17 protein-coding genes, 3 tRNA genes and 1 pseudogene are annotated in these 22,332 nt (G+C 38.0%); 13 read left to right on the plus strand and 8 right to left on the minus strand.

All coding sequences use genetic code 11. The features are described 5' to 3' along the window. Nucleotides 1-50: 50 nt before the first annotated feature. Both HW278_RS02100 and HW278_RS12360 read right to left on the minus strand, forming a co-directional pair. Nucleotides 51-1,412: a hypothetical protein gene (locus HW278_RS02100; RefSeq protein ID WP_255493700.1), complete on the minus strand. Its 1,362-nt coding sequence runs from the start codon at nucleotides 1,410-1,412 to the stop codon at nucleotides 51-53. After that, complete coding sequence (locus tag HW278_RS12360; RefSeq protein WP_255493701.1) at nucleotides 1,352-1,939, minus strand: SIR2 family protein; 588 nt, start codon at nucleotides 1,937-1,939, stop codon at nucleotides 1,352-1,354. The genes HW278_RS02100 and HW278_RS12360 overlap by 61 nt, the downstream gene beginning before the upstream one ends. Before the next feature lie 902 nt (nucleotides 1,940-2,841). Here HW278_RS12360 and HW278_RS02105 point away from each other — a divergent pair. The 13 genes and pseudogenes from HW278_RS02105 (at nucleotide 2,842) to HW278_RS02165 (ending at nucleotide 16,739) form a co-directional block, all read left to right on the plus strand. Then, complete coding sequence (locus tag HW278_RS02105; protein WP_178976784.1) at nucleotides 2,842-4,029, plus strand: leucine-rich repeat domain-containing protein; 1,188 nt, start codon at nucleotides 2,842-2,844, stop codon at nucleotides 4,027-4,029. Nucleotides 4,030-4,111: 82 nt separating this feature from the next. After that, complete coding sequence (locus HW278_RS02110) at nucleotides 4,112-4,606, plus strand: phosphoribosyltransferase family protein (RefSeq protein WP_178976785.1); 495 nt, start codon at nucleotides 4,112-4,114, stop codon at nucleotides 4,604-4,606. 38 nt (nucleotides 4,607-4,644) lie between these two features. Continuing rightward, nucleotides 4,645-6,504: an SLC13 family permease gene (locus tag HW278_RS02115; RefSeq protein ID WP_178976786.1), complete on the plus strand. Its 1,860-nt coding sequence runs from the start codon at nucleotides 4,645-4,647 to the stop codon at nucleotides 6,502-6,504. A gap of 37 nt (nucleotides 6,505-6,541) precedes the next feature. Continuing rightward, the gene (locus HW278_RS02120; RefSeq protein ID WP_009417984.1) at nucleotides 6,542-6,808 is read left to right on the plus strand and encodes a DUF6722 family protein; all 267 of its coding nucleotides are present in this window, start codon (nucleotides 6,542-6,544) and stop codon (nucleotides 6,806-6,808) included. A 21-nt stretch (nucleotides 6,809-6,829) separates the two neighbouring features. Continuing rightward, the gene (locus HW278_RS02125; RefSeq protein WP_178976787.1) at nucleotides 6,830-7,984 is read left to right on the plus strand and encodes a cysteine desulfurase family protein; all 1,155 of its coding nucleotides are present in this window, start codon (nucleotides 6,830-6,832) and stop codon (nucleotides 7,982-7,984) included. Nucleotides 7,985-8,111: 127 nt separating this feature from the next. After that, nucleotides 8,112-9,944, plus strand: a complete 1,833-nt coding sequence (locus HW278_RS02130; protein ID WP_178976788.1) for a DUF349 domain-containing protein — start codon at nucleotides 8,112-8,114, stop codon at nucleotides 9,942-9,944. 70 nt (nucleotides 9,945-10,014) lie between these two features. Further along, nucleotides 10,015-10,596, plus strand: a complete 582-nt coding sequence (locus tag HW278_RS02135) for a non-canonical purine NTP diphosphatase (RefSeq protein WP_178976789.1) — start codon at nucleotides 10,015-10,017, stop codon at nucleotides 10,594-10,596. Between the two features lie 5 nt (nucleotides 10,597-10,601). Next, nucleotides 10,602-11,282, plus strand: coding sequence for an ABC transporter ATP-binding protein (locus HW278_RS02140; protein ID WP_009410673.1), 681 nt, complete (start codon nucleotides 10,602-10,604; stop codon nucleotides 11,280-11,282). Continuing rightward, a pseudogene (locus HW278_RS02145) lies at nucleotides 11,283-12,130 on the plus strand (glycosyltransferase); the annotation flags it as partial. Nucleotides 12,131-12,858: 728 nt separating this feature from the next. Next, nucleotides 12,859-13,860 (plus strand): NAD-dependent epimerase/dehydratase family protein, encoded by a 1,002-nt coding sequence (locus tag HW278_RS02150; RefSeq protein WP_178976790.1) that lies wholly within the window; start codon nucleotides 12,859-12,861, stop codon nucleotides 13,858-13,860. After that, nucleotides 13,857-14,867, plus strand: coding sequence for a tetraacyldisaccharide 4'-kinase (gene lpxK / locus HW278_RS02155; RefSeq protein WP_178976791.1), 1,011 nt, complete (start codon nucleotides 13,857-13,859; stop codon nucleotides 14,865-14,867). Before HW278_RS02150 ends, lpxK begins: the two co-directional genes overlap by 4 nt. A 29-nt stretch (nucleotides 14,868-14,896) precedes the next feature. Beyond that, nucleotides 14,897-15,448 carry a thioredoxin family protein gene (locus tag HW278_RS02160; protein WP_002673044.1) on the plus strand — a complete coding sequence of 184 codons (552 nt, stop codon included), beginning with the start codon at nucleotides 14,897-14,899 and terminating at the stop codon, nucleotides 15,446-15,448. A 127-nt stretch (nucleotides 15,449-15,575) separates the two neighbouring features. After that, the gene (locus HW278_RS02165) at nucleotides 15,576-16,739 is read left to right on the plus strand and encodes a sigma-54-dependent transcriptional regulator (RefSeq protein ID WP_178976792.1); all 1,164 of its coding nucleotides are present in this window, start codon (nucleotides 15,576-15,578) and stop codon (nucleotides 16,737-16,739) included. A gap of 161 nt (nucleotides 16,740-16,900) precedes the next feature. On the opposite strand, the gene queA is transcribed toward HW278_RS02165, so the two are convergent. The 6 genes from queA to argS all read right to left on the minus strand — a co-directional run bounded on the left by queA (nucleotide 16,901) and on the right by argS (nucleotide 22,292). Beyond that, nucleotides 16,901-17,950 (minus strand): tRNA preQ1(34) S-adenosylmethionine ribosyltransferase-isomerase QueA, encoded by a 1,050-nt coding sequence (gene queA, locus HW278_RS02170; protein ID WP_009410665.1) that lies wholly within the window; start codon nucleotides 17,948-17,950, stop codon nucleotides 16,901-16,903. 205 nt (nucleotides 17,951-18,155) lie between these two features. Beyond that, nucleotides 18,156-18,228 (minus strand) — tRNA-Pro (locus tag HW278_RS02175). A gap of 106 nt (nucleotides 18,229-18,334) precedes the next feature. Next, on the minus strand, nucleotides 18,335-20,035 hold the full coding sequence (locus HW278_RS02180; protein WP_178977979.1) for a bifunctional alpha/beta hydrolase/class I SAM-dependent methyltransferase: 1,701 nt from the start codon (nucleotides 20,033-20,035) through the stop codon (nucleotides 18,335-18,337). 152 nt (nucleotides 20,036-20,187) lie between these two features. After that, a tRNA-Leu gene (locus HW278_RS02185) sits at nucleotides 20,188-20,273 on the minus strand. Between the two features lie 24 nt (nucleotides 20,274-20,297). Then, nucleotides 20,298-20,370 (minus strand) — tRNA-Gly (locus HW278_RS02190). 128 nt (nucleotides 20,371-20,498) lie between these two features. Beyond that, nucleotides 20,499-22,292: an arginine--tRNA ligase gene (gene argS, locus HW278_RS02195; protein WP_178976793.1), complete on the minus strand. Its 1,794-nt coding sequence runs from the start codon at nucleotides 22,290-22,292 to the stop codon at nucleotides 20,499-20,501. Nucleotides 22,293-22,332 lie beyond the last annotated feature (40 nt).

A 22,332-nucleotide genomic window follows, 5' to 3' on the forward strand; every position in this document is an offset into this window, starting at 1 on the left:
CTAATTCAGCCCTATATTCTTAGGCTAATATTCTCATTCTCCCTGTTTTTTTACGTATGCTGTTTTAAATTATTAAATGTTATTAAAGCTCTTTTAGAGCGACTTTCGATAATAGGAGATTTTGTTCTATCACTTATTATTTCCTCATAATTTGAAATAAAAGCGTCTGATATTTGTGTTGTTATTTCTCCTATCTTAAAAGTTTGATTGTGAATAACTATATCCCCTAAGTTTTGAGTAAAATTCAAATCAAAATTATTTTTGTATGCTGTGTAATCAAAACTTTTTGGTTTTAGAAGAATCTGAGGACTTCTTTTTTTAATAGACTTATTTTTAAATTTTGCAATAACTATCTCCAAAAGATTATAATTCTTAGGAGTAACATCATTGATATTAATATTAGAAAAGCGAAAATTACCTAACTTTTCAATTTCCTTTAGTTTTTTAAAATAAGTTAAATAGAACTCATTCTTTGGGGATAGAAAACTTGCCTCTTTCCCAAATCTTCCCTCAAAAGCTCTTTTTCCATCTACATAAATTGAAAAAAGCTGTCTCATTGAGAGATGCTTAATCAATTCAAAGAAAAGTATTTGCTTGGAAATATTACTAATTTCTTTTGATATTGTATAAGAAAATATAGTTTCTATTTCTCTTTTTGTTGATGGATAAAAAACGATTTCTAATTTATTTCCATAGAACTGAGCTATTACTTTTGCTTTTATTCCAATTATATCTAAAGAAATTACTTTTAAATTTATATTATTAATTTCCTCTCCATTCTCAAAGACGACATCTATTTTTTTGTCGAAACAAGGTAATAAGGTAAATTTTATACTTTTGATGTCATCGATATTCCTATAACTAATGCCATTTATATCAAGATTGAAACCTCTTAACATTTCTTTGTCAATAGTCATTTCTTCAGAAATATCTCCTATACTTATTAAATTATTTACTTTATTATTGATTTCATCAAAAGATTTACTGACAGAAAATGTCATTTCTATTTTTGTATCTTTTCCTTTTATTCCTGTAAGATTTTTCACAATATTTTTCCCTATTGATGAATCTACTTCTATTTCCGATTTCAAATCAAAATTACCTATGAACTCGGAATAGACATCAGATGAGATATATTTATTCTCAAAGTTCTTTGTGATATTCTTTCTTAGATATTCTATGAGCTCTTCAAAGAACTTTTCTCCTGTAAGAGAAATTGGATGTATATTTGCTTTCTCTAAATTAACTGACTTGATAGGAGGAATATAAGGAGCTACAAAATAGCATTCTTTACCATTCTTCCCCGTTTTATTCTTTATTTTATTAAAAATAACTTCAACATTGGAATCTTCTAAATTGTATCCAATAATAGGATACTCTTGGTTGCAACTATTCCTTTGATAATATTCCAAATAGTATTTTGTTCTGTATCATTTTCAAAAAATCTATTATAATCAGATTTTGTTATAATTATAGAATCAGGATCTGATAAATCACCGTGTATTTTGAAAAGATTTACCTTTTTATCATCTATATACGGAGTATGGCTGTCAGAGAAAATTAGATTTAGTTTATTACCATATGCGTTTTCAAATAACCTATCATAGTTAGTTGTTATTATATTCCTGAAATGAGGTATTTTAGAAATAATTTTGTGAGTTTCTGTTGATGAAAAATCTTTTGTAAAAGTACTTGTTAGTACCGTGATAATATAATTCCTATTTCCTTTAAGTTTACAAATCTCATCTGTTAAATGAGATAGGTCTGAATTTTTTCTAACTTCTTCTTTCTCTAAAGGAGTTAAGCCTTCGTATAGAATCTCTCTAAGTCGTGCTCCTGATGGTAAACCAGCATACAAAGACAAGCCTGCCCCTGCCCAAAGAACTACCTCACCCTTACTTATAGATTGAAATAAACTTTCTTTATATATGTTTTTCATAGATTCCATAACGATAATTTCTTGTTTTTAACTATCGGAAGTGATTCAAAAAGTATGATAAAAAATGGATAATTACAACAAAATTTGTAATTTTGGTAATAGAATTACATTGTCTTAATTGTCAAGGTGCAAAGATAGTAAAAAGGGGTAAAAAAATTAATAGGGAATAAAATTATCTTTGAAAAAAATGAAGAATACTGTTGCCAATTTATTGGAAACCTATAAAGACTACCGTTTCTAAAGGTAATAAAACAAAAATACAAATAATAGAAAAAGGCTCTTTTTTATTTGAAGTATCTTATGTTTAGCTTATAGAAAACTTATAGGATAAACGAACAATGAGTGGCTCTACAGTGGCTCTACAGTGGGTCTACAGTGGGTCTACAACGAAGAAAAGACGAACAATGAACGAACAAAAGACAAATTTAAATTAAGGATATAATGTAGGTAAGAAAGAGACTATTGGGAGCTTTCAGCTTTGGGAAAGTCTGAAATTTTGGGAAAGTCCATACTGTGAAAAGGGAGTGTGGCGATGCAAAAACAAAGGTAAGACAGTATGAGCCACACAGGTAGGAGCGAGCCACACGGGCAGTCGTAGCACGACAGGCAATACGAATTGGCAAATAGGTAAATTAGTGAGGAGAAGTGGAGAAAAATGAAAGGGTTCTGGAAGGAGAGGTGCTTGTGTTTCAGACTTTAATAAAGGTCGTAGGACGACAGAAAGTATTAGACTTTGAAAAACCAAAAGATTTATTCTATCAGAAAGTAATCTGAAAAATTGCACTTGATTGTGGAATGGGCGGCTAATAGAAAAATTGTTTTTTCTTGTTTTTTAGTAATATAGTTTGTACTTTTGTCGCATTTATATAACATTAGGAAAGAAGATTAATAATTAAAAAACGATGAGAAAAGTTATTCTTATAGCAGTAGCTGTGCTAGTAGCACTGACTGTTAGCAATTGTGGGAAAGGGGGCGATGACGCTCCTAAGGAGCTAAAAACTAAGATTTACGAGAATTTTGAAATTACTGAAGATGGCTCGACATTAGTGAAATGGCTTACTGATGAAGAAACTACCATTGATATGGCAGCAGACGAGATGCTGAGCAAAGTAACTGCTATCTCAGATTATGCTTTTGCAGAACACCGAGAAATAACCTCAGTGACTTTGCCCAAAGGCTTAAAGAAAATGGGGAAATGTGCTTTTAAAAGCTGTTCAAAATTAACTTCCATTGTTATTCCTGAGGGGATAACAAGCATAGAAGAGGGTTCTTTTGCGTGGTGTGGAGCCTTAACTTCGGTTACTATCCCGGGCAGTGTTACAAGCGTAGGATATGGAGCTTTCTCCGAGTGTACAAATTTAGCCAAAATTACTATCCCTGACAAAGGTTTAGTAACCATAGGAGAGCGCGCTTTTTCGTGCCCTGCCTTAAAATCGTTTACTATCCCTACTACGGTAACAAGTATAGAGAAATGGGCTTTTTTTGATTGTCAAAAGCTTACTTCGTTAGTTATTCCTACTTCTGTAAGAAGCATAGGAGAGGGTGCTTTTGCAAACTGTAAGGCTATAACCTCTATAGTAATTCCTAAGGGAATAACAAAAATTGAAGATTCAACTTTTATGAATTGTGAAGCTTTGACCTCGGTTACTATCCCTAATACCGTAACAAGCATAGGTAGCGGTGCCTTCAGTTCTTGTAAGTCCTTACCTTCTATTGCCATTCCTAATACTGTAACAAATATAGGAGAAAGTGCTTTTAGTTTGTGTTCTGCATTGAAATCGTTCACCTTCCCTGATAATAATAGTATTACTAGCATTGAGGAAAAAACTTTTTTGGCTGCCGGTTTAACTTCTATTACTATTCCTAATACCGTAAAAAGTATAGGAAATAATGCTTTTGCTGAATGTCCTGCATTAAAGTCGGTTACTTTAAAAGGAGGTACACCTCCCATCATAAATATCGATAGTTGGCCTGGTACTTTTAGCGATACTCCGCTTAATGCTATTTATGTGCCTGCTAATAGTGTAGAGACTTATAAAAAGGCTGATGGTTGGAACAAATTTGCCGATAAAATACAAGCTATTAAATAAGTTATTTGATAGATAACCTATTTTTTCTTGCTTTTTAGCAATACAATTTGTATCTTTGGCACATTATATAAAAAAGCATACAATGACACAGATATTAAACCACACTGATATTGAACACAAGATAAGACGGATTGCTTATCAGATTTACGAAACACACCTCAATGAAGAGGAGATTGTGCTAGCAGGCATTAATGGCAATGGCTATGTGTTTGCTGAGAAACTTGCAGTAGCACTTGCAAGTATAGCCCCTCTGAAAGTAGTTTTATGCCAAATTATAATGAATAAGAAGAACCCATTGGCAGGCACTGCTACTTCTATTCCTGCGGAACAATACACCAATAAAGCAGTGATAGTGGTAGACGATGTGCTCAATTCAGGACGTACGCTCATCTATGGGGTAAAACACTTCTTGGAAGCCCCCTTAAAGCGACTTACTACCGCTGTATTAGTTAATCGCAATCACAAGGACTATCCTGTAAAAGCCGATTTTAAAGGCATATCACTATCTACTTCACTGCAAGAACACGTTTCGGTAACATTCGACACAAGTAAGTATAGTGTTGATTTATCAAATTAATAAGCTAATCTGTTCATTTGCTAATTAACTAATTTGTTATGTATACCACTCTTATCATTCTTTTTATATCGGCTTTGTTTTTTATGAGCGGGAAGGTGCGCTCCGATTTGGTAGCTATGTGTGCCTTAGTGCTCTTGGTGCTCTTTGGCATATTAACGCCTGAGCAAGCTTTATCGGGCTTTTCGGACAAGGTAGTAGTGATGATGATAGGGCTCTTTGTGGTAGGAGGTGCTATCTTCCAAACGGGATTAGCAAAGATGATGAGCAGTAAAATCTTACGCTTGGCAGGCGATAGCGAGGTAAAACTCCTTATCTTGGTAATGCTCGTTACCGCTTTTATTGGGGCTTTTGTAAGCAATACAGGTACGGTAGCCTTGATGATGCCCATAGTGGTGAGTATGGCAATGAGTGGTAACATCAACAGTAGTCGCCTGTTGATGCCTATGGCTTTTGCCAGTAGTATGGGCGGTATGATGACGCTCATCGGTACGCCTCCTAACTTGGTAATCGATGGAGAGTTAGTGAAAAACGGCTACGATAAACTCACTTTCTTTTCCTTTACCCCAGTGGGATTGGTGTGTTTGGCAATAGGACTGTTAGTTTTAATTCCCACCAGTAAGTTTTTTCTTTCTAAAAAAGGTGATTCTAAGCAAGAAGGAAACCGAAATGGCAAATCACTTACCGATTTGGTACGTGAATATCAACTCTCCAATAACTTATATCGCGTATTAGTAGAAGAAAACACTTTATTTATAGGTAAAACGCTCAAAGAAATCAACCTTTCGCAACGTTATCACATTTCGGTATTAGAAATCAGGCGCAAACCTACTTCTAACAATCCTTTTTTCAAAACAGGCAACCAAGAGGTAGTAAATGCTGATACCGTAATTTATGAAGGAGATATTCTTTATTTGCGCGGTAGCTTTGAGTCGATTGAACAAATGAACGCCGAAAATCACTTAAACTTTCTCGATACACACCACCCCGAACAACGCTTGCCTAACGAGTTGCACTTCCACGATATAGGCATAGCCGAAGTACTGATAATGCCCGCTTCAAAATTGGTAAACACCCGCATCAGTGATAGCAAACTACGCGAACACTTTGGGCTCAATATCTTAGGTATTCAGCGCAAGGATAACTATATTTTGCAAAACTTAAAAGACGAAAAGATGCACGCTGGCGACATACTATTGGTGCAAGGAACTTGGGAGCACATTGCTAAAATGGACGCTGAACGCAGTCAGTTGGTAGTATTAGGGCAACCTCTTGCCGAGGCTTCTAAGGTAACCCTCACCCACAAAGCTCCTATCGCTGCGCTGATAATGGTAGGAATGGTAGTCGCGATGATGTTCGATTTTATCCCCATAGCACCCGTTACTGCTGTGCTTATCGCCTCTTTATTGATGGTTATTTCAGGAGCTTTGCGCAATATCGAAGCTGCTTACAAGACGATTAACTGGGAGAGTATTGTACTCATTGCAGGTATGCTTCCTATGGCATTAGCCTTGGAAAAAACAGGAGTATCAGCCTTAGTATCGAATGCATTAGTAGGGAGTTTAGGCGATAAGAGTCCGTATATACTCTTGGCAGGCGTGTATTTTACCACTTCGCTTATGACGATGTTCATCAGCAATACCGCTACAGCCGTACTCTTGGCACCCATTGCTATTAAAACCGCCTTATCGTTAGGCTTACAGCCCCACGCTTTTATGTTTGCAGTAGCCGTAGGTGCGAGTATGTGTTTTGCTTCTCCTTTCTCCACTCCGCCCAATGCATTAGTAATGTCGGCTGGGCGTTACACTTTTATGGATTACGTGAGAGTAGGCTTACCTCTGCAAATCATTATGGGGATTGTAATGGTATTCGTATTGCCATTATTATTCCCATTTCAATAAAAAGTTGTATCTTTGCCGAAATTTTTAAAAGTAAAGAATGAAAAAAAGAATTTCAGATTTTTTGTTAGACGTTTCTAAATACGTATTTGCGGGCTTATTAATCGCTCCACTATTTAACTCAACTTTCGCGTGCAACGATGCTTATTGGTGCGCTTTTACCGTAGCTATTTTAGCTCTTATAGTAGGGCTTTTCCTCTCTAAACAGAAAAAAGGAGCGGTGAATAAAAACAACAATAACAACCGCAACAAAAACTATCGCAAGAACAATAATAGCAGAAATAATACAACTTCTAACAGAGCATAACTATTTCTTCCTCTCAAAACTATGAAAGTCTATTTCGATAATGCGGCTACTACCCCCGTCTATCCAGAGGTAATACAGAAGATGACGGAAGTACTGAGGGATACTTATGGCAACCCCTCTTCTACACACGCCTTTGGGCGTAAAGCCAAGTCGCTTATTGAATATAGTCGCAAACAAATAGCTAAACAACTGAATGCTTCACCCTCTGAAATTATTTTCACTTCAGGGGGTACTGAAGCTAATAACCTTATCTTGCGCAGTTGTGTGCACGATTTAGGTGTACAAGTTGTCATTTCTTCCCCAATAGAGCATCACGCTGTTTTGCATACCTTGGAGGTATTAGCCAAAGAATATCCTATAAAAATAGTTTACGTAAACCTTACTAACAAAGGGGTCGTAGACCTTTCCCATTTAGAATACTTGCTCCAGCAATATACTGAAAAAAAGGTATTGGTGAGCCTAATGCACATAAACAACGAAATAGGGAACATTCTACCTTTAAAAGAAGTAACTGTACTCTGTAAACAATACAATGCTTATTTCCATTCAGATACCGTACAGTCTGTGGGGCATTACCCTATCGATTTAGAGGAAATACCTGCCGACTTTATTACGGCTTCAGCTCATAAGTTTCACGGACCTAAAGGAATAGGCTTTGCTTTTATTAGAAAAGGTATTGGGCTACACAGCAGTATCACAGGGGGCGAACAAGAAAAAGGCTTACGTGCAGGTACCGAAGCTGTTCATAATATAGTAGGAATGGAAGTCGCTTTTAGTCTATCATACACTAATTTAGATAGAAACACTGAAAAGCTCAAAGACCTAAAGCGTTATTTTATTAAACAACTCAAACATCATTTCCCAAAGGCGGTATTTAACGGAATGTCGGATACTTTAGACGAAAGCAGTTACACCATTGTGAACATAGGTTTTCCCTCATTGAAAAACCAAAATAGCACCCTGCTTTTTCAGTTAGACTTAAAAGGCATTGCTTGTTCCAAAGGGAGTGCTTGCCAAAGTGGAAGCGTGCAAACCTCTCACGTACTATCGGCTTTTTTACCTGAGGAAGCTCTACAATATCCCTCGCTCAGATGCTCTTTTTCCATCTTTAACACAGTAAAAGACGTCGATTTTCTTATCGAAAGCCTTAAAGAAATCTCCCATAATAATCACTGATAATAAACTACTTACATTACTATTACACATTAAGCAGAAAAATATTTACAGAAAAATAGTAGGTAATTCAAAATATTGTTGTAATTTAGTAGCGTTTTTAAACAATAGTTGCATTTAAATCTTAGATATGTCAGAGGAAAAAAACACATTAGCCATAGAGGATAACCGCGAGGACAACCGTTTAGAAGATGCGTCATTAGTAAACTATGAGGCAATGTCTCTTAGTGAATTAACCAAAGAACTAAAAGAACTACTCCAAACTGAGAAAACCCAAGCTATCAAAAAGCAAGTGGACGCTATTCGTTATGAGTTCGACAAAAAATACGACGCTCTTGTAGAAGAGAAAAAAGAAGAGTTCATAGCCGACGGAGGAGAATTGTATAATTTTTCTTACGAAATTCCTGTTTATAGAGAATTCTACACCGCTTTCAACGATTATCGCGAAAAGCGCAATCAATACTATAAAGAGATTGAGAAAACCCATAAAGAAAATCTTGCTAAACGCCGAGAAATCATCGAAGAACTCAAAAGTCTTCTCAATGCCGAAGAACATTTGGGTACTACCTTCAAGCAGTTCCAACAATTGCAAGAGCGTTGGCGCAAAGCAGGAGCCGTCTCTAATGCCGATTATGAGGATTTGTGGAATACTTATCACCACCACGTAGAGAACTTCTATGACTTTATCCACCTCAGCAAAGACTTGCGTGACATCGACTTTAAGCGCAATTTAGAAGAAAAACTAAAAATTATTGAGCGTGCCGAAGCACTTGCCCAAGACGACGTAGATGCTCTCATTGCCTCTCGTGAGCTACAAGTGTTACACCGTGTTTGGAAAGAGGAAATAGGTCCTGTAGATAAAGAACACCGCGAAAGCATATGGCAACGTTTCAGTGAACTTACTAAGAAAATACACGACAAACGCCAATATTACCTCAAAAACTTAGATAAGGTATACGAAGAAAATGCAGTGAAGAAGCAAGGTATCATTGAGCGGATTAAGAAACTCGGTGAGAAAGAGCCTACTACTCACAGCGCTTGGAAACAGCTTTCTAAGCAAGTAGAAGATTTACGTCAGTCGTTCCTAAATGTAGGAAAAGTACCTTTACAACAAGCTGATGAGGTATGGAAATCTTTCAATATAGCTTTACGTGCTTTTAACAAGAAGAAGAACCAATTTTACAAAACACTCAAAAAAGAGCAACAAGAGAACCTCACTAAGAAATTAGCCTTATTAGAAATAGCAAAAGCTAACCAAAATAGCACCGATTGGGAAACCACTACTGAACTGATGAAGAACATTCAGAGAGAGTGGAAAGAAATAGGAAGCGTTCCTCTTAGAAATACCGAAAAAATTTGGAAGGAATTCAAGAGAGCTTGTGATACGTATTTCAGTAGATTTGCTGAGACTATTCAGCATTCTAAAAATAAAGAGTCTGATGCGCTTGAACAAAAGAAAGCCTTTTTGGATAAGCTGAAAGAATATCAATTAGGTACCGATAGAGATAAAGAGATAGCAACCTTACAAAACTTTGTGAATGAATGGAATGCTATAGGAAACACTCATCATTCTAAGAGAACCATCGACATCAAATTCCATAAGATTATCGATGCACTGTACAAGAAACTCAATTTTGATAAGCAAGAAATTGAGCTTATCAAGTATAACAACAAGTTAGAACGACTTATCAACGATGATAACGAGAACTCCCTTAACAATGAGGTGATTTTTGTAAGACGTCGTATTGATGAACTCAAATCGGAGATACTACAGTTAGAAAACAACTTAGCTTTCTTTGGTAATATCGACGAGAAGAATCCATTAGTACGCGATGTGATTAAGAACATCAACAACCAAAAAGAAGCTCTTAAAACGTGGGAAAATAAACTTCGTGAGCTAAAGCATTTGCAAAAAACACAATTAGCTGAAGCCTCTGAAGAAAAGATAGAAGAAAAGGAATAATTTTATTGTTTTCATATTTAGAGAAGAGGTTATGCTTGCTAAGTAACCTCTTTTCGAGTTTTATATCTGTATGAAATTAGTATTTGCTACCCATAATCAGCATAAATTAAAGGAAATACAAGCCCTTTTACCTAAAAATATCGAACTACTAAGTTTGAGCGACATAGGATGCGATGACGATATAGCGGAGACTGCTACTACCATTGAGGGCAACGCTTTGCTGAAAGCTCAATACATCAAAGAGCATTATCATTGCAACGTTTTTGCCGATGATACAGGCTTAGAAGTACAGGCACTAAACAATGCTCCTGGGGTATATTCGGCACGGTATGCAGGTGAGCACAAAAGCGATACAGACAATATGTATTTGCTACTAAAGAATATGGAAGGAATCTCACACAGAGAGGCTCAGTTTAAAACGGTTATTGCTTTATGTTTAGATGGCTCTATATATACTTTTGAAGGTATCGCAAAGGGACGTATAGGCACTACCCCTATAGGCACTAACGGTTTTGGGTATGACCCTATATTTATTCCTGAGGGTTCTGACCAAACTTTTGCCAAGCTGACCCAAGAAGAAAAGAACCGTATCAGTCACCGTGGAAAAGCCTTTGGAAAGCTATTACATTTCTTAAACCAAAATATTCAGTAAGAAAAATGAGTTTATTAGAGATTAAAAATATCAAACGAGATTTTAGATTAGGGTCTGAAATACTGCACGTACTGAAAGGCATCAACCTATCTATAGAGAAGGGAGAATACCTTGCCCTTATGGGACCATCGGGCTCTGGTAAATCTACTTTGATGAACATCTTAGGGTGCTTAGATACGCCTACCTCAGGCGAGTATATTCTGAACGGTAAAGATGTAAGCAAGATGAGCGACTCGGAATTAGCCGACATTCGCAATAAAGAGATAGGCTTCGTATTTCAAACCTTCAACCTAATGCCACGTACTACGGCTTTAGACAATGTAGCTTTACCTATGGTATACGCAGGCGTTAAGAAAGAAAAACGACACGAGCGCGCTAAAGAAGTACTGAAATTAGTGGGATTAGAAGACCGTATGCTTCACAAACCCAATGAACTATCAGGAGGGCAACGCCAAAGAGTAGCTATAGCGAGAGCTTTGGTAAACCACCCTTCAATTATCTTAGCCGATGAGCCTACTGGGAACCTTGACTCTAAAACTTCTTATGAAATAATGAACCTTTTTGACGAAATCTACCAAAAAGGGAATACCGTTATCTTGGTAACCCACGAAGAAGACATTGCTCGGTATGCCAAACGGATTGTCCGCTTAAAAGACGGACTTATAGAAACTGATAGCGCTAAGTAAATGAATATCGGAATTATTATCCCTGCTTATAACGAAGCTGAAAGCATTGGTGTTACCTTGCAATCTCTGCTAAATCAGACCTATCTTCCCTATCAAATTATAGTAGTAGACGACGGTTCTACCGATACCACTGCTGAGGTAGTGAACCAAATTGCTACCCAATATTCCGTAGTACAATTGGTGCAACGCAGTGAGAAGGGGAACATCTACCAGGGGCTAAAATAGTGCAGACTTTTAACTATGGGCTTCCTTACCTAAAAGAAGCCGTAGAGGTGATTTGCAAGTTTGATGCCGACCTCATCTTCCCTAACAACTATCTCGAAACAATGTGCAAGCAATACAGTGAAAATCCAAAGTTGGGAATGTTTGGGGGCTTTTGTTATATTGAGAGAAATGGCTCTTGGATACTTGAGAATCTCACTAATAAAGACCACCTAAGAGGTGCTGTAAAATCTTATCGGAAGGCGTGTTTTGAAGCGATAGGTGGACTTAAAATAGCTATGGGCTGGGACACCGCCGATGAGCTATTGGCGCGCTACCACGGTTGGACAGTACAAACTGACGATACTCTTCACGTAAAACACCTACGCCCGACAGGTGCTGGCTATAAAAGCAATGCCCGTTACCTGCAAGGAAGCGTTTTCTACCGTCTGCGATACGGTTTTTTCCTCACTTTACTCGCTGCCATAAAATTAGCCATAAGAAAACGCAATGGTAAACTCTTCTTAGATTATTGCAAAGGATTTTATAAAGCTAAACAAGAAAAACAACCTTACTTACTCACTCCTGAAGAAGGTAAATGGGTAAGACAATACCGGTGGAAAGGGATTTTCAGTAAAGTAGTGAAAAAAAGTAATAATATCAAAAATGCCAATAATGCCAATAATACTAAATCGATGATGATACGAGGTCGTAGTACGACAGGCAACCAAACAAAGTGCGAGCCGCACGGGCAGATAGAGAAAAGACGAACAAAAGACGAACAAAAGACGAACAAAAGACGAACAATGAACGAACCTAAGTAGAAGGTAAGTTAAAGCTAAGATAGACATAAAAAGAGAGTTATTAATAAATTTCAACATTGCCAAAATTTGAAACTTTGGCAATGTTCATACAAATGACAGTGCGAGTAGGACGAGCAGATGAAGAATAAACGAACACAAAGTAAAAATAAGACGGAAGTAAGAAGAGAGACAATTGGGTGTTTTTAACTTTATCAAAGTTTGAAACTTTAGCAAAACCCATACCGCAAAAGTAATAGTATACAAAGGATATCCCTACCCCACTCCTAATTAAATGCTTTTCAGTTATTTTTATGCGTCAAATGGCATATTTGGCAAAAAATTATTATCTTTGCCCCGACTAAGAAACTAAAAAAACAAGGTTCAAGAATGATAAAACACAAGTATGGCAGAACACAAACCAGTTTGCCCACTGAAATTATTGAACTACTGAGCGACCAAGTGAGTAAAGAATAGGTATGTTCTATTCTTGACCTCTTCGAGTTCTACGACGAAAAAGATTCGCCTATAGCTCTTAAACTTATTGATAAACACATTCTTTTAGACGAGAAATAATGATTTTAGTAACTGGCGGAACAGGGCAGATTGGCAGTCGTTTACTTTTTCACCTTACCCAAAACAAGGCGCATAAAGTAAGGGCTATCTATCGCAATGCCCATTCATTAGAAAAAATCGAACAACTTTTTATACAACAATCCCCCAATGGAGCGGAACAATTCCGCTCTATTGAGTGGGTAGAAGCCGATATAAGTAACATTCCCGCACTCGAACAAGCGTTTGCGAATGTTTCTTTTGTTTTTCACTGTGCAGGCTTTATCTCTTACCAACCTAAAGATTTTGCTCAGCTCATCAAAGTGAATGTCGAAGGAACGGCTAATATCGTAAACTTGTGTATTGACTTTAAGGTAAAAAAACTCTGTTATGTGAGCTCTGTAGCTACCCTTTCGGCTTTGCCTCATACGCCTATTGATGAGGAAAACGACTGGAATAGTGAGGACAATAACACTGATTACGCTATCAGTAAGAACGGTGGCGAAATGGAGGTATGGCGTGGCTCGCAAGAAGGATTGCCAGTGGTTATTGTAAATCCTTCAGTGGTGTTGGGTGCTGATTTCTCTGAACAAGGCTCTGGCTTGTGGTTTAAAAAAGTAGCTGATGGACAGAAATATTACCCCACAGGGGGTACAGGTTTTGTGGCGGTAGACGATGTGGTGCGTGCAATGATACAGCTACAGTTCTCTGAGGTTACGGGAGAACGCTTTGTGCTGAATACGGCTAATCTTACTTATCAATCACTTTTTGAGAAGATAGCCAAAGGATTAGGAGTGAAAGCTCCTACTAAAAAGATTTCTCATAAAGTATTGCGTCGTTTGGCACGTTTAGACGGCTTTTTGAGTTTCTTGGGTATCAAAAAACGAACCCTCACTCTCCAAACAGCCGATGCTCTCGGCTTAATAAGGACTTATAATGGCAATAAAATAAAAGAGTTTATCAATTTTCAGTACAGTGATATCGATGAAGTAATCCAAGAGATTTGTGCAAAATATCCACTATGAGAAAATGGTTAAAATATCTTTTTAAAATACTTCTTTCCCCTTTGGCGTGTTTGTATGGTGCAATAGTTCGTCTACGCCATTGGTGCTACAACGTGGGTATCTTTAAAGAACATACTTTTGCTGTACCTACTATTTGCGTGGGCAATGTAGCAGTAGGAGGGACAGGTAAGAGCCCAATGGTGGAATACCTCATCAGGCGATGGCATAAACAGCGTAGAGTGGGCGTGCTCAGTCGTGGTTATAAACGCAAGACAAGGGGTTTTATATTAGCTACCGAGACTTCTACGGTATTGGATTTAGGTGATGAACCTTTCCAATTTTGGTGGAAATTTAAAGATATTATCTTAGCTGTTTGTGCCAACCGAGTAGAAGGTGTGGAACGAATCCTCACCTTGCCTATGCCTCCTGAACTCATTATATTAGACGACGCTTTCCAACATCGCCCCGTAAAAGCAAAAATCAACATAGTGCTCACCGCTTACGGACATCTGTTTACTGACGACTGGCTACTGCCAATGGGGCGACTCCGCGATGTAGTAAGCCGAGTGCAACAAGCCGATATAGTGGTTGTAACTAAATGTCCTCCCTCATTGTCAGAAAAAGAACGTACTCAGCTCATAGCGCGTTTACAGAAGCATTGCCTTTGTCCTATTGCCTTTGCAACCATTGCCTATGATAAGCAAGTATTTTCAGAGACGGGAAACATATCTTTGACGACTTTCATTCAAGAACCTTTTACTTTGGTAACAGGCATTGCCAATCCGAATCCGCTACTCACATTCTTGAAAGAACAAGGAGCAGATTTTCAGTATTTAGCTTTTGCCGACCATCATCATTTTACCAAGAGAGAAATACAGCAATTGCAAGGCAAGCGAATCTTGACCACTGAGAAAGACTACGTGCGCCTGCAACCTCATTTGCAAGACTTGTACTACCTGCCTATCGCAATGCAATTCCTCACCCCCACTGATGAACATACATTTGGCACGGTTTTTGAAAATCTATAAACACGAAAAAATTACAAACTTTTATCAGTATGACAAGAAAACTCATCGCTATTGTAGCTTTTGTTTTGGTAGCTACTGCTACTCTTGAAGCTCAAGAAATTAAATGGATGACTTTTGACCAAGCTATTGCTGCTCAGAAGAAAAAACCTAAAAAAATATTTATTGACGTATACACTAATTGGTGTGGACCTTGCAAAATGCTAGCGAACAACACTTTTAAGAACAAAGACTTAGTAAAGTATGTGAACGATAATTACTACGCTGTAAAGTTCAATGGTGAAGGTAACGAAGTAGCGAACTACAAAGGACAAAAGTTTGAGAACAAAGGCTATGACCCTGCATTGGCTGAACGTCGTAATGCCACACACCCACTTACTGGCTATATGCAAGTACAGGCTTACCCAACAATGGTGTTCTTAGACGAAAATAACGATTTGATAACAGGTATTACCGGCTATATGTCGCCTACTCAATTAGAACTCTACTTGAAGATGTTTAACAACAATGATTACAAAAAAATCACTACTCAACAAGAGTTTCAAGTATATCAATCGAAGTTCAAACCTACATTTAAAAACTAATAAATACACTTTTTCATAAACACACGTCAAAAACTCTTGGCAGAATGTCAAGAGTTTTTTATTTTTTTACTACCTTTGCGGAGTAATTAGGAGATTATCCAAATTGGCAAATGGAAAGATTGAATTTATGGCAAAAATACTCATCATAGAAGACGAATCGGCAATTCGCCGTGTGCTTACCAAAATATTGGTAGAAGAAAGCAAAGAGTACGAAGTAGAAGAAGCAGCTGATGGTGTAGAAGGCGTTGAAAAACTCAAAAAAGAGGACTATGACTTAGTGCTATGCGACATCAAAATGCCTAAGATGGACGGTATGGAAGTACTCGCTGAGATCAAGAAACTCAAACCCGAAATCCCCTTTGTGATGATATCAGGTCACGGCGACCTCGAGACGGCAGTAAACGCAATGCGCTTAGGGGCTTACGACTATATCTCAAAACCACCTGATTTAAACCGCTTGCTCAACACCGTGCGCAATGCTCTCGACAAGAAGAAATTAGTGGTAGAGAATAAACACCTCAAAAAGAAGGTGAGCAAGAGCTATGAGATGATAGGAGAAAGTGCACCTTTGCAACAAATCCGTCAGATGATAGAAAAGGTGGCTCCTACCGAAGCGCGTGTGCTCATCACGGGCTCTAATGGTACAGGTAAAGAGTTGGTAGCTCACGCCATTCATTACCAAAGCGAGCGTAGTGAAGCTCCGATGGTAGAGGTGAACTGTGCCGCTATTCCTTCCGAACTGATAGAAAGTGAACTCTTCGGACATATCAAAGGGGCGTTTACTTCGGCGGTAAAAGACCGTGCAGGTAAGTTTGAGGCTGCTAACAATGGTACTATTTTCTTGGATGAAATAGGCGATATGAGTCTCTCTGCCCAAGCCAAAGTGTTGCGTGCGTTGCAGGAGAACAAGATTACCCGCGTGGGAAGTGATAAGGACATCAATGTAGATGTACGTGTAATAGCGGCGACCAATAAAGATTTAAAAAAAGAAATAGCCGAAGGTCGTTTCCGTGAGGATTTGTACCACCGTTTGGCAGTAATTCTCATCAGAGTACCGTCACTTAACGAACGCAGAGACGATATCCCGCTACTTATTGATTATTTTTCAGCAAAAATAGCCGAGGAACAAGGTATTAGTCCGAAGAAATTTAGCAAAAAAGCAATAGAGCTTCTTCAAAAACAAGATTGGACGGGTAATATTCGCGAACTGCGTAATGTAGTAGAGCGACTCATTATCTTAGGAGGCAAAGAAATCTCAGAAGATGATGTAAAAGCGTTTGCAGGAAAATAGTGCGAACTGCACTGGCACTTTAAATTAGGAAATAAGTAAGCGTTACAAAATCTTACCGATTAACTATGAACAAAATAAAATTCCTCTCTATAACTATTCAGAAATAAAAAATGACGGCAAGGAGTTCTCTCTACCGTCATTTTCTTTATATATAACCCTTCTTATAGAATAAGCATCGCATCACCGTAAGAATAGAATTTATATTTCTGCTCTACGGCTTCTTTATAAGCACGCATAATGAGGTCGTGCCCCGCAAAAGCCGAGACCATCATTAACAAGGTAGATTTAGGAGTGTGAAAGTTGGTAATCATTGCATTGGCTATACTAAAATCATATGGAGGAAAAATAAACTTATTTGTCCAACCGTCAAATGGATTTAGAAAACCATCAGATGAAACTGAACTTTCCAACACGCGCATTACGGTAGTTCCTACCGCACATACACGTTTTTTATTCACCTTAGCTGCATTAATGATTTTTGTTTGACTTTCAGGAATATGTATCTCTTCACTATCCATTTTGTGCTTAGAAAGGTCTTCTACCTCTACAGGATTGAAAGTTCCTAACCCCACGTGTAAAGTTACCTCAGCGAAGGTAATACCTTTTATTTCCAAACGCTTCATCAAGTGCTTAGAAAAGTGCAAACCCGCAGTAGGTGCAGCAACGGCGCCCTCGTATTTAGCATAGATAGTTTGGTAGCGTTCTTCATCTTCAGGTTCTACCGGACGAGAGATGTATTTAGGCAGAGGTGTTTGCCCTAATTCTGTAAGATGTTGGCGAAACTCTTCATAAGTACCATCGTATAGGAAACGAAGAGTGCGACCACGAGAGGTAGTATTGTCTATTACCTCGGCTACCAATTCGGCATTTTTGCCAAAATAGAGTTTATTGCCTATCCGTATCTTGCGAGCAGGGTCTACAAGTACGTCCCACAAACGTTGTTCAGCGCTGAGTTCACGCAACAAAAATACTTCTATCTTTGCCTTTGTTTTTTCTTTATTCCCATACAAGCGAGCAGGAAATACTTTAGTATTGTTCAGTACAAACACATCTCCATCGTCAAAATAGTCGATTACATCTTTAAATAGTCGGTGTTCGATTTCTCCTGTTTTACGATGTATTACCATTAAGCGTGCTTCGTCGCGGTTCTCACTGGGATACTCAGCTAATAGCTCTTTAGGAAGTTCAAAATTAAAGTTTGAAAGTTTCATATATTTTCTATATAATAATCATCAGTTTATAAATGGTATCCTAATCTTTATGCTGAATTTAGAACAATCCATATTGTTCTCCACCATAAATATCCGTAGATATACATTCAAGAAATAGACGCTAAAGAAGGGTAAAATAGAGATATAATAACAAAGGAAGATATACCTTATTCATTTCAAATAGCTATTGTATAAAAAGAAAAAGTCGGGATGACTGGACTCGAACCAGCGACCACACGCACCCCATACGTGTACGCTACCAACTGCGCCACATCCCGATTTTTAATTTCAGAGCGCAAAGCTACTACCTTTTACAGAAACTACCAAATAAATAGATTAAAATATTTTACAACAAGGGCTATTTATTTGATATACTGAAAAGTCCTATTTTTCTATCTTCCCTAATGAAACTGTAAAGATTCCAAAATCATCTATCAGCATATCCTGCTTTTGCACTCCATTAAGAGAAAATATTCCGTCTAACTCTCGCTGACTACGGCGACGCATCACCCAATCTCTCTCTTGATGACTTTTTAGTACAAAGGCTATCGTTTTGAGTTGTGGGTGCCACGGCTGTCCTGTATAAATCAAAAAACCGTTTTCTGAAATCGAGACAACTCCCTTTACCGCCTCATTAGCTAATTTATTATCACCAAAAAGTTCAAAAATACCAGATATGATAGTGATATTAGGACTATAGTCTAAACTTGTGTAGTTATCGGCTTTAAAACAATTGTAGTTAGTGAATCGTATATCTTGAAAGCCTCTTTCTCTGACGGTTTGCTCCCCTTTTTCTATATTAGCTGGTAAAAACTCATTGATGACAATTTCTACCTCTGGGTGCTTTTCTTTGATGTCAAACAAATAATTACCTACTCCTCCAGCAATATCAAGTATCTTTACTTTCTTCCCTTCGGCTTGCAAAGCTTGTATCGCTTTATCTACTTGCTCCAATAAGTGTGCTTTGCGTATACGTACGCCTCGCCACCCAATGGCATTGAGATAACTTTTGTCCATCAGTCTACCTATACCCCATTTCCCTTGAGGAATATTCTTGTAAACATAATCCATTGAAGCTCCTGAATCAAATCCATATTCCAGTCCTATCGCCATTCCGCCACTGAGGTGTCCTAACTTACTCAGTGCCCATTTCTGAAATCGGTAATAGTACTTTTCTCTATTGGGTATGAGCTCGTATTGCATTATTTCGTACTCTTTTTGAGTAAAAGTATCGGGTTTCAAAGAAGGTGATACAAGAGGTGTTTCAAAAGCTCTACTGATAAACTGTTCAAGTAATTTATATACCTCTTCTCTGCCTTGCTCAAACAAAATGCCGTGGTGGAATCCGTCTAAGGTAACAAATTCTTTTATTTCAGAAGATAAGTTTACATAGAATTGCTTCTGCTGCTTGTTAATCACCACAAAGTCTTTTTCAGCTGAAAGCAGTAGTGTGGGAATAGTAATAGCAGCAGCATCTTCGACCAATCGCTTACCTGCATTAGCTAAATCTATAAGCAGTTTGCCGTTGATAGACCGCGTGATAAACCTATCTGTATCATAGGCGCGTTGCTGTTCAGGGTCACGAGTGAGCATTTTAGATTTAACATAGCTTTTTACAACAAGATTAGGTTTCACTTTTAGTGCTAATTCTATAGCTTGCTTGGCTAAGGGAACTATTAAATTGATTTCAAAAGCAGGTGCTAAAAGTGCCATTCCAGCAATACGTGGAGCAAAATCGTGTACCCAAGCCGATACAATCACCCCTCCTATACTGTTGGCTACTACAAAGATATCCTCTTCTTGCACGTCGTATTCTTGTTGCAAAAACTTAGCAAAAGCATCTAAATCTCGTACTGAATCCATAAAAGCAGGCGATACTGAAGCTTTAGTATGCCCGTGTCCTCTCATATCAAAAGCAAAAATATTATAGGACGCAAACAGCGGGTGTGTAGCAAATTCCTGTAAGCGCTCACCGTACTCGTGACCGCGATGTATTACAATAAGTGTTTTTTGTTGAGGCTTGTAATTCCATTCGTAGAAGTATAACTCTGCCCCTTGATAGCCTTTGAAAAAACCTGTATTCATCATCTTGTTATTTTATTGTGCAGGCAAAGGTACGCTTTTTAATGATAAAAACAATAAAAGTGAAGGATAATTACTTCATTACATTAATATTTAAGAAGTATATAATAACAAAAAAATCACTACCTCTCTTCGTAAGTAGTGATTGAAGATTGTACTCGGAGCGGGACTTGAACCCGCACAGGCATTACTGCCCACTGGATTTTAAGTCCAGCGTGTCTACCGATTCCACCATCCGAGCCTTCTATGATAAACATAAAAAAAGAGCGAAAAACGGGGTTCGAACCCGCGACCTCAACCTTGGCAAGGTTGCGCTCTACCAACTGAGCTATTTTCGCTTATTTCTTTTCCAATAAATTCGCAACTGGTTTTTCCTTTATTTGCGGTTGCAAAGGTACAACAATTATTCATTCCTGCAAATTTTTTGAATACTTTTTTTATAACTTTTTTATACTACTATTATAACCTACATTCTCTCAGGAACTTGTATACCTAGCATTTTAAAAGACTCTGCTATAATTTCCCCTATTTTCTTGCTCAACATTACCCTAAAATCACGCTTGCTCTCCTCTTCCTCTCCTAAAATCGATACATTTTGGTAAAACGAATTAAAGTCTTTTACCAAATCATACACATAATTGGCAATAATAGCAGGACTATAACTATCAGCAGCATCTTGTACAACCGACGGAAATAGGGTGATGCTCTTTAACAAAGCCTTCTCTTTTTCGTGTAAACCATTAACTTTTTCTACCGCTGCTTCATTCCTACCTCCCATTTCAGCATACTTGCGCATAATCGACTGGATACGAGCGTAAGTGTATTGTATAAACGGACCTGTATTTCCTTGAAAATCGATAGACTCTTTAGGGTCAAACAAAATGCGCTTCTTGGGGTCTACTTTTAATATATAGTATTTCAAGGCTCCCAAACCTATGGTATGATACAAGGCTTCTTTCTGCGCTTCGGTATAACCGTCGAGTTTGCCGAGTTCTTGTGAAATCTCTTTGGCGGTTTGCTCCATTTCAGCAATAAGGTCATCGGCATCTACTACGGTGCCCTCGCGACTTTTCATCTTGCCACTGGGCAAATCTACCATACCATAGCTCAGGTGATACAAGTGTGATGCCCAATCGTAACCCAACTTTTTCAGGATAAGAAAAAGCACTTTGAAGTGATAATCTTGCTCGTTACCTACCGTGTACACCATTCCTTTTACGTCAGGATAGTCCTTCACTCGCTGGGTAGCAGTTCCCATATCTTGCGTCATATAAACCGACGTACCATCAGCACGAAGCACCAACTTCTCATCTAAGCCATCGGCGGTAAGGTCACACCAAACTGAACCATCATCTTTCTTGAAGAACACACCTTGCTCCAAACCGCGTTCCACAATGTCTTTCCCTAATAAATAGGTATTGCTCTCGTAGTAATACGAATCAAAATCAACACCTAAATTCTTATAAGTAACAGCAAAACCATCGTATACCCAGCCATTCATCTGTTTCCAAAGTTTTATTACTTCGGGGTTACCTGCTTCCCATTGGCGAAGCATCTCTTGGGCTGCTACAAATATAGGAGCTTGTTTTTCCGCTTCTTCTTTGGTCTTCCCTTGTTCTACTAATTGCTGTATTTCAGTTTTGTACGCCTTATCAAACGCCACATAGTAATTCCCTACTAATTTATCACCCTTCAACCCTGTATTTTCAGGAGTCTCACCATTACCAAAACGTTGCCACGCCACCATCGATTTGCAAATGTGTATCCCCCTATCGTTGATGATTTGGGTTTTATACACCTTATGTCCAGCTGCTTTTAAGATTTCAGCTACCGAATACCCTAAGAGGTTGTTGCGGATATGCCCTAAGTGCAACGGTTTATTAGTATTAGGCGATGAGTATTCCACCAAAATAGCCTCTTTGCTATTAGGCGTTGCCAAACCAAACTGAGGATTATTCTTCACTTCTTTTAAAAAGTCGATGTAGTAACTATCAGCAATTACAAGGTTTAAAAAACCTTTAATCACATTGAAGTCAGTTACCAAATCACCTGCTTTTTCTTTTAAGTAACCTCCTATTTGCTCACCTATCTGCACAGGATTACCTTTGATATGGCGCAACAGCGGAAACACCACAAGAGTAACATCGCCCACAAACTCTTTTTTAGTCTGTTGCAATTCAACGCTTTCTAAGCTCACACCATATAGTTCCTGTACAGCTTGTAATATATGTTGTTTAAGGGTATCGTTTAAGTTCAACATTTGCAAATTCTTTCTTTTGAGAGGGCAAAGGTACAAATAA

This window comes from Capnocytophaga sp. oral taxon 902 (assembly GCF_013394735.1).
Classification (GTDB): Bacteria; Bacteroidota; Bacteroidia; order Flavobacteriales; family Flavobacteriaceae; genus Capnocytophaga; species Capnocytophaga ochracea.

What these genes read in the sequence shown, in the direction of transcription:
- HW278_RS12360 (WP_255493701.1), bottom strand. Translation starts at nt 1,939, where the DNA reads ATGAAAAACATATATAAAGAAAGTTTATTTCAATCTATAAGTAAGGGT.
- HW278_RS02105 (WP_178976784.1), top strand. Translation starts at nt 2,842, where the DNA reads ATGAGAAAAGTTATTCTTATAGCAGTAGCTGTGCTAGTAGCACTGACT.
- HW278_RS02110 (WP_178976785.1), top strand. Translation starts at nt 4,112, where the DNA reads ATGACACAGATATTAAACCACACTGATATTGAACACAAGATAAGACGG.
- HW278_RS02115 (WP_178976786.1), top strand. Translation starts at nt 4,645, where the DNA reads ATGTATACCACTCTTATCATTCTTTTTATATCGGCTTTGTTTTTTATG.
- HW278_RS02120 (WP_009417984.1), top strand. Translation starts at nt 6,542, where the DNA reads ATGAAAAAAAGAATTTCAGATTTTTTGTTAGACGTTTCTAAATACGTA.
- HW278_RS02125 (WP_178976787.1), top strand. Translation starts at nt 6,830, where the DNA reads ATGAAAGTCTATTTCGATAATGCGGCTACTACCCCCGTCTATCCAGAG.
- HW278_RS02130 (WP_178976788.1), top strand. Translation starts at nt 8,112, where the DNA reads ATGTCAGAGGAAAAAAACACATTAGCCATAGAGGATAACCGCGAGGAC.
- HW278_RS02135 (WP_178976789.1), top strand. Translation starts at nt 10,015, where the DNA reads ATGAAATTAGTATTTGCTACCCATAATCAGCATAAATTAAAGGAAATA.
- HW278_RS02140 (WP_009410673.1), top strand. Translation starts at nt 10,602, where the DNA reads ATGAGTTTATTAGAGATTAAAAATATCAAACGAGATTTTAGATTAGGG.
- HW278_RS02150 (WP_178976790.1), top strand. Translation starts at nt 12,859, where the DNA reads ATGATTTTAGTAACTGGCGGAACAGGGCAGATTGGCAGTCGTTTACTT.
- lpxK (WP_178976791.1), top strand. Translation starts at nt 13,857, where the DNA reads ATGAGAAAATGGTTAAAATATCTTTTTAAAATACTTCTTTCCCCTTTG.
- HW278_RS02160 (WP_002673044.1), top strand. Translation starts at nt 14,897, where the DNA reads ATGACAAGAAAACTCATCGCTATTGTAGCTTTTGTTTTGGTAGCTACT.
- HW278_RS02165 (WP_178976792.1), top strand. Translation starts at nt 15,576, where the DNA reads ATGGCAAAAATACTCATCATAGAAGACGAATCGGCAATTCGCCGTGTG.
- queA (WP_009410665.1), bottom strand. Translation starts at nt 17,950, where the DNA reads ATGAAACTTTCAAACTTTAATTTTGAACTTCCTAAAGAGCTATTAGCT.
- HW278_RS02180 (WP_178977979.1), bottom strand. Translation starts at nt 20,035, where the DNA reads ATGAATACAGGTTTTTTCAAAGGCTATCAAGGGGCAGAGTTATACTTC.
- argS (WP_178976793.1), bottom strand. Translation starts at nt 22,292, where the DNA reads ATGTTGAACTTAAACGATACCCTTAAACAACATATATTACAAGCTGTA.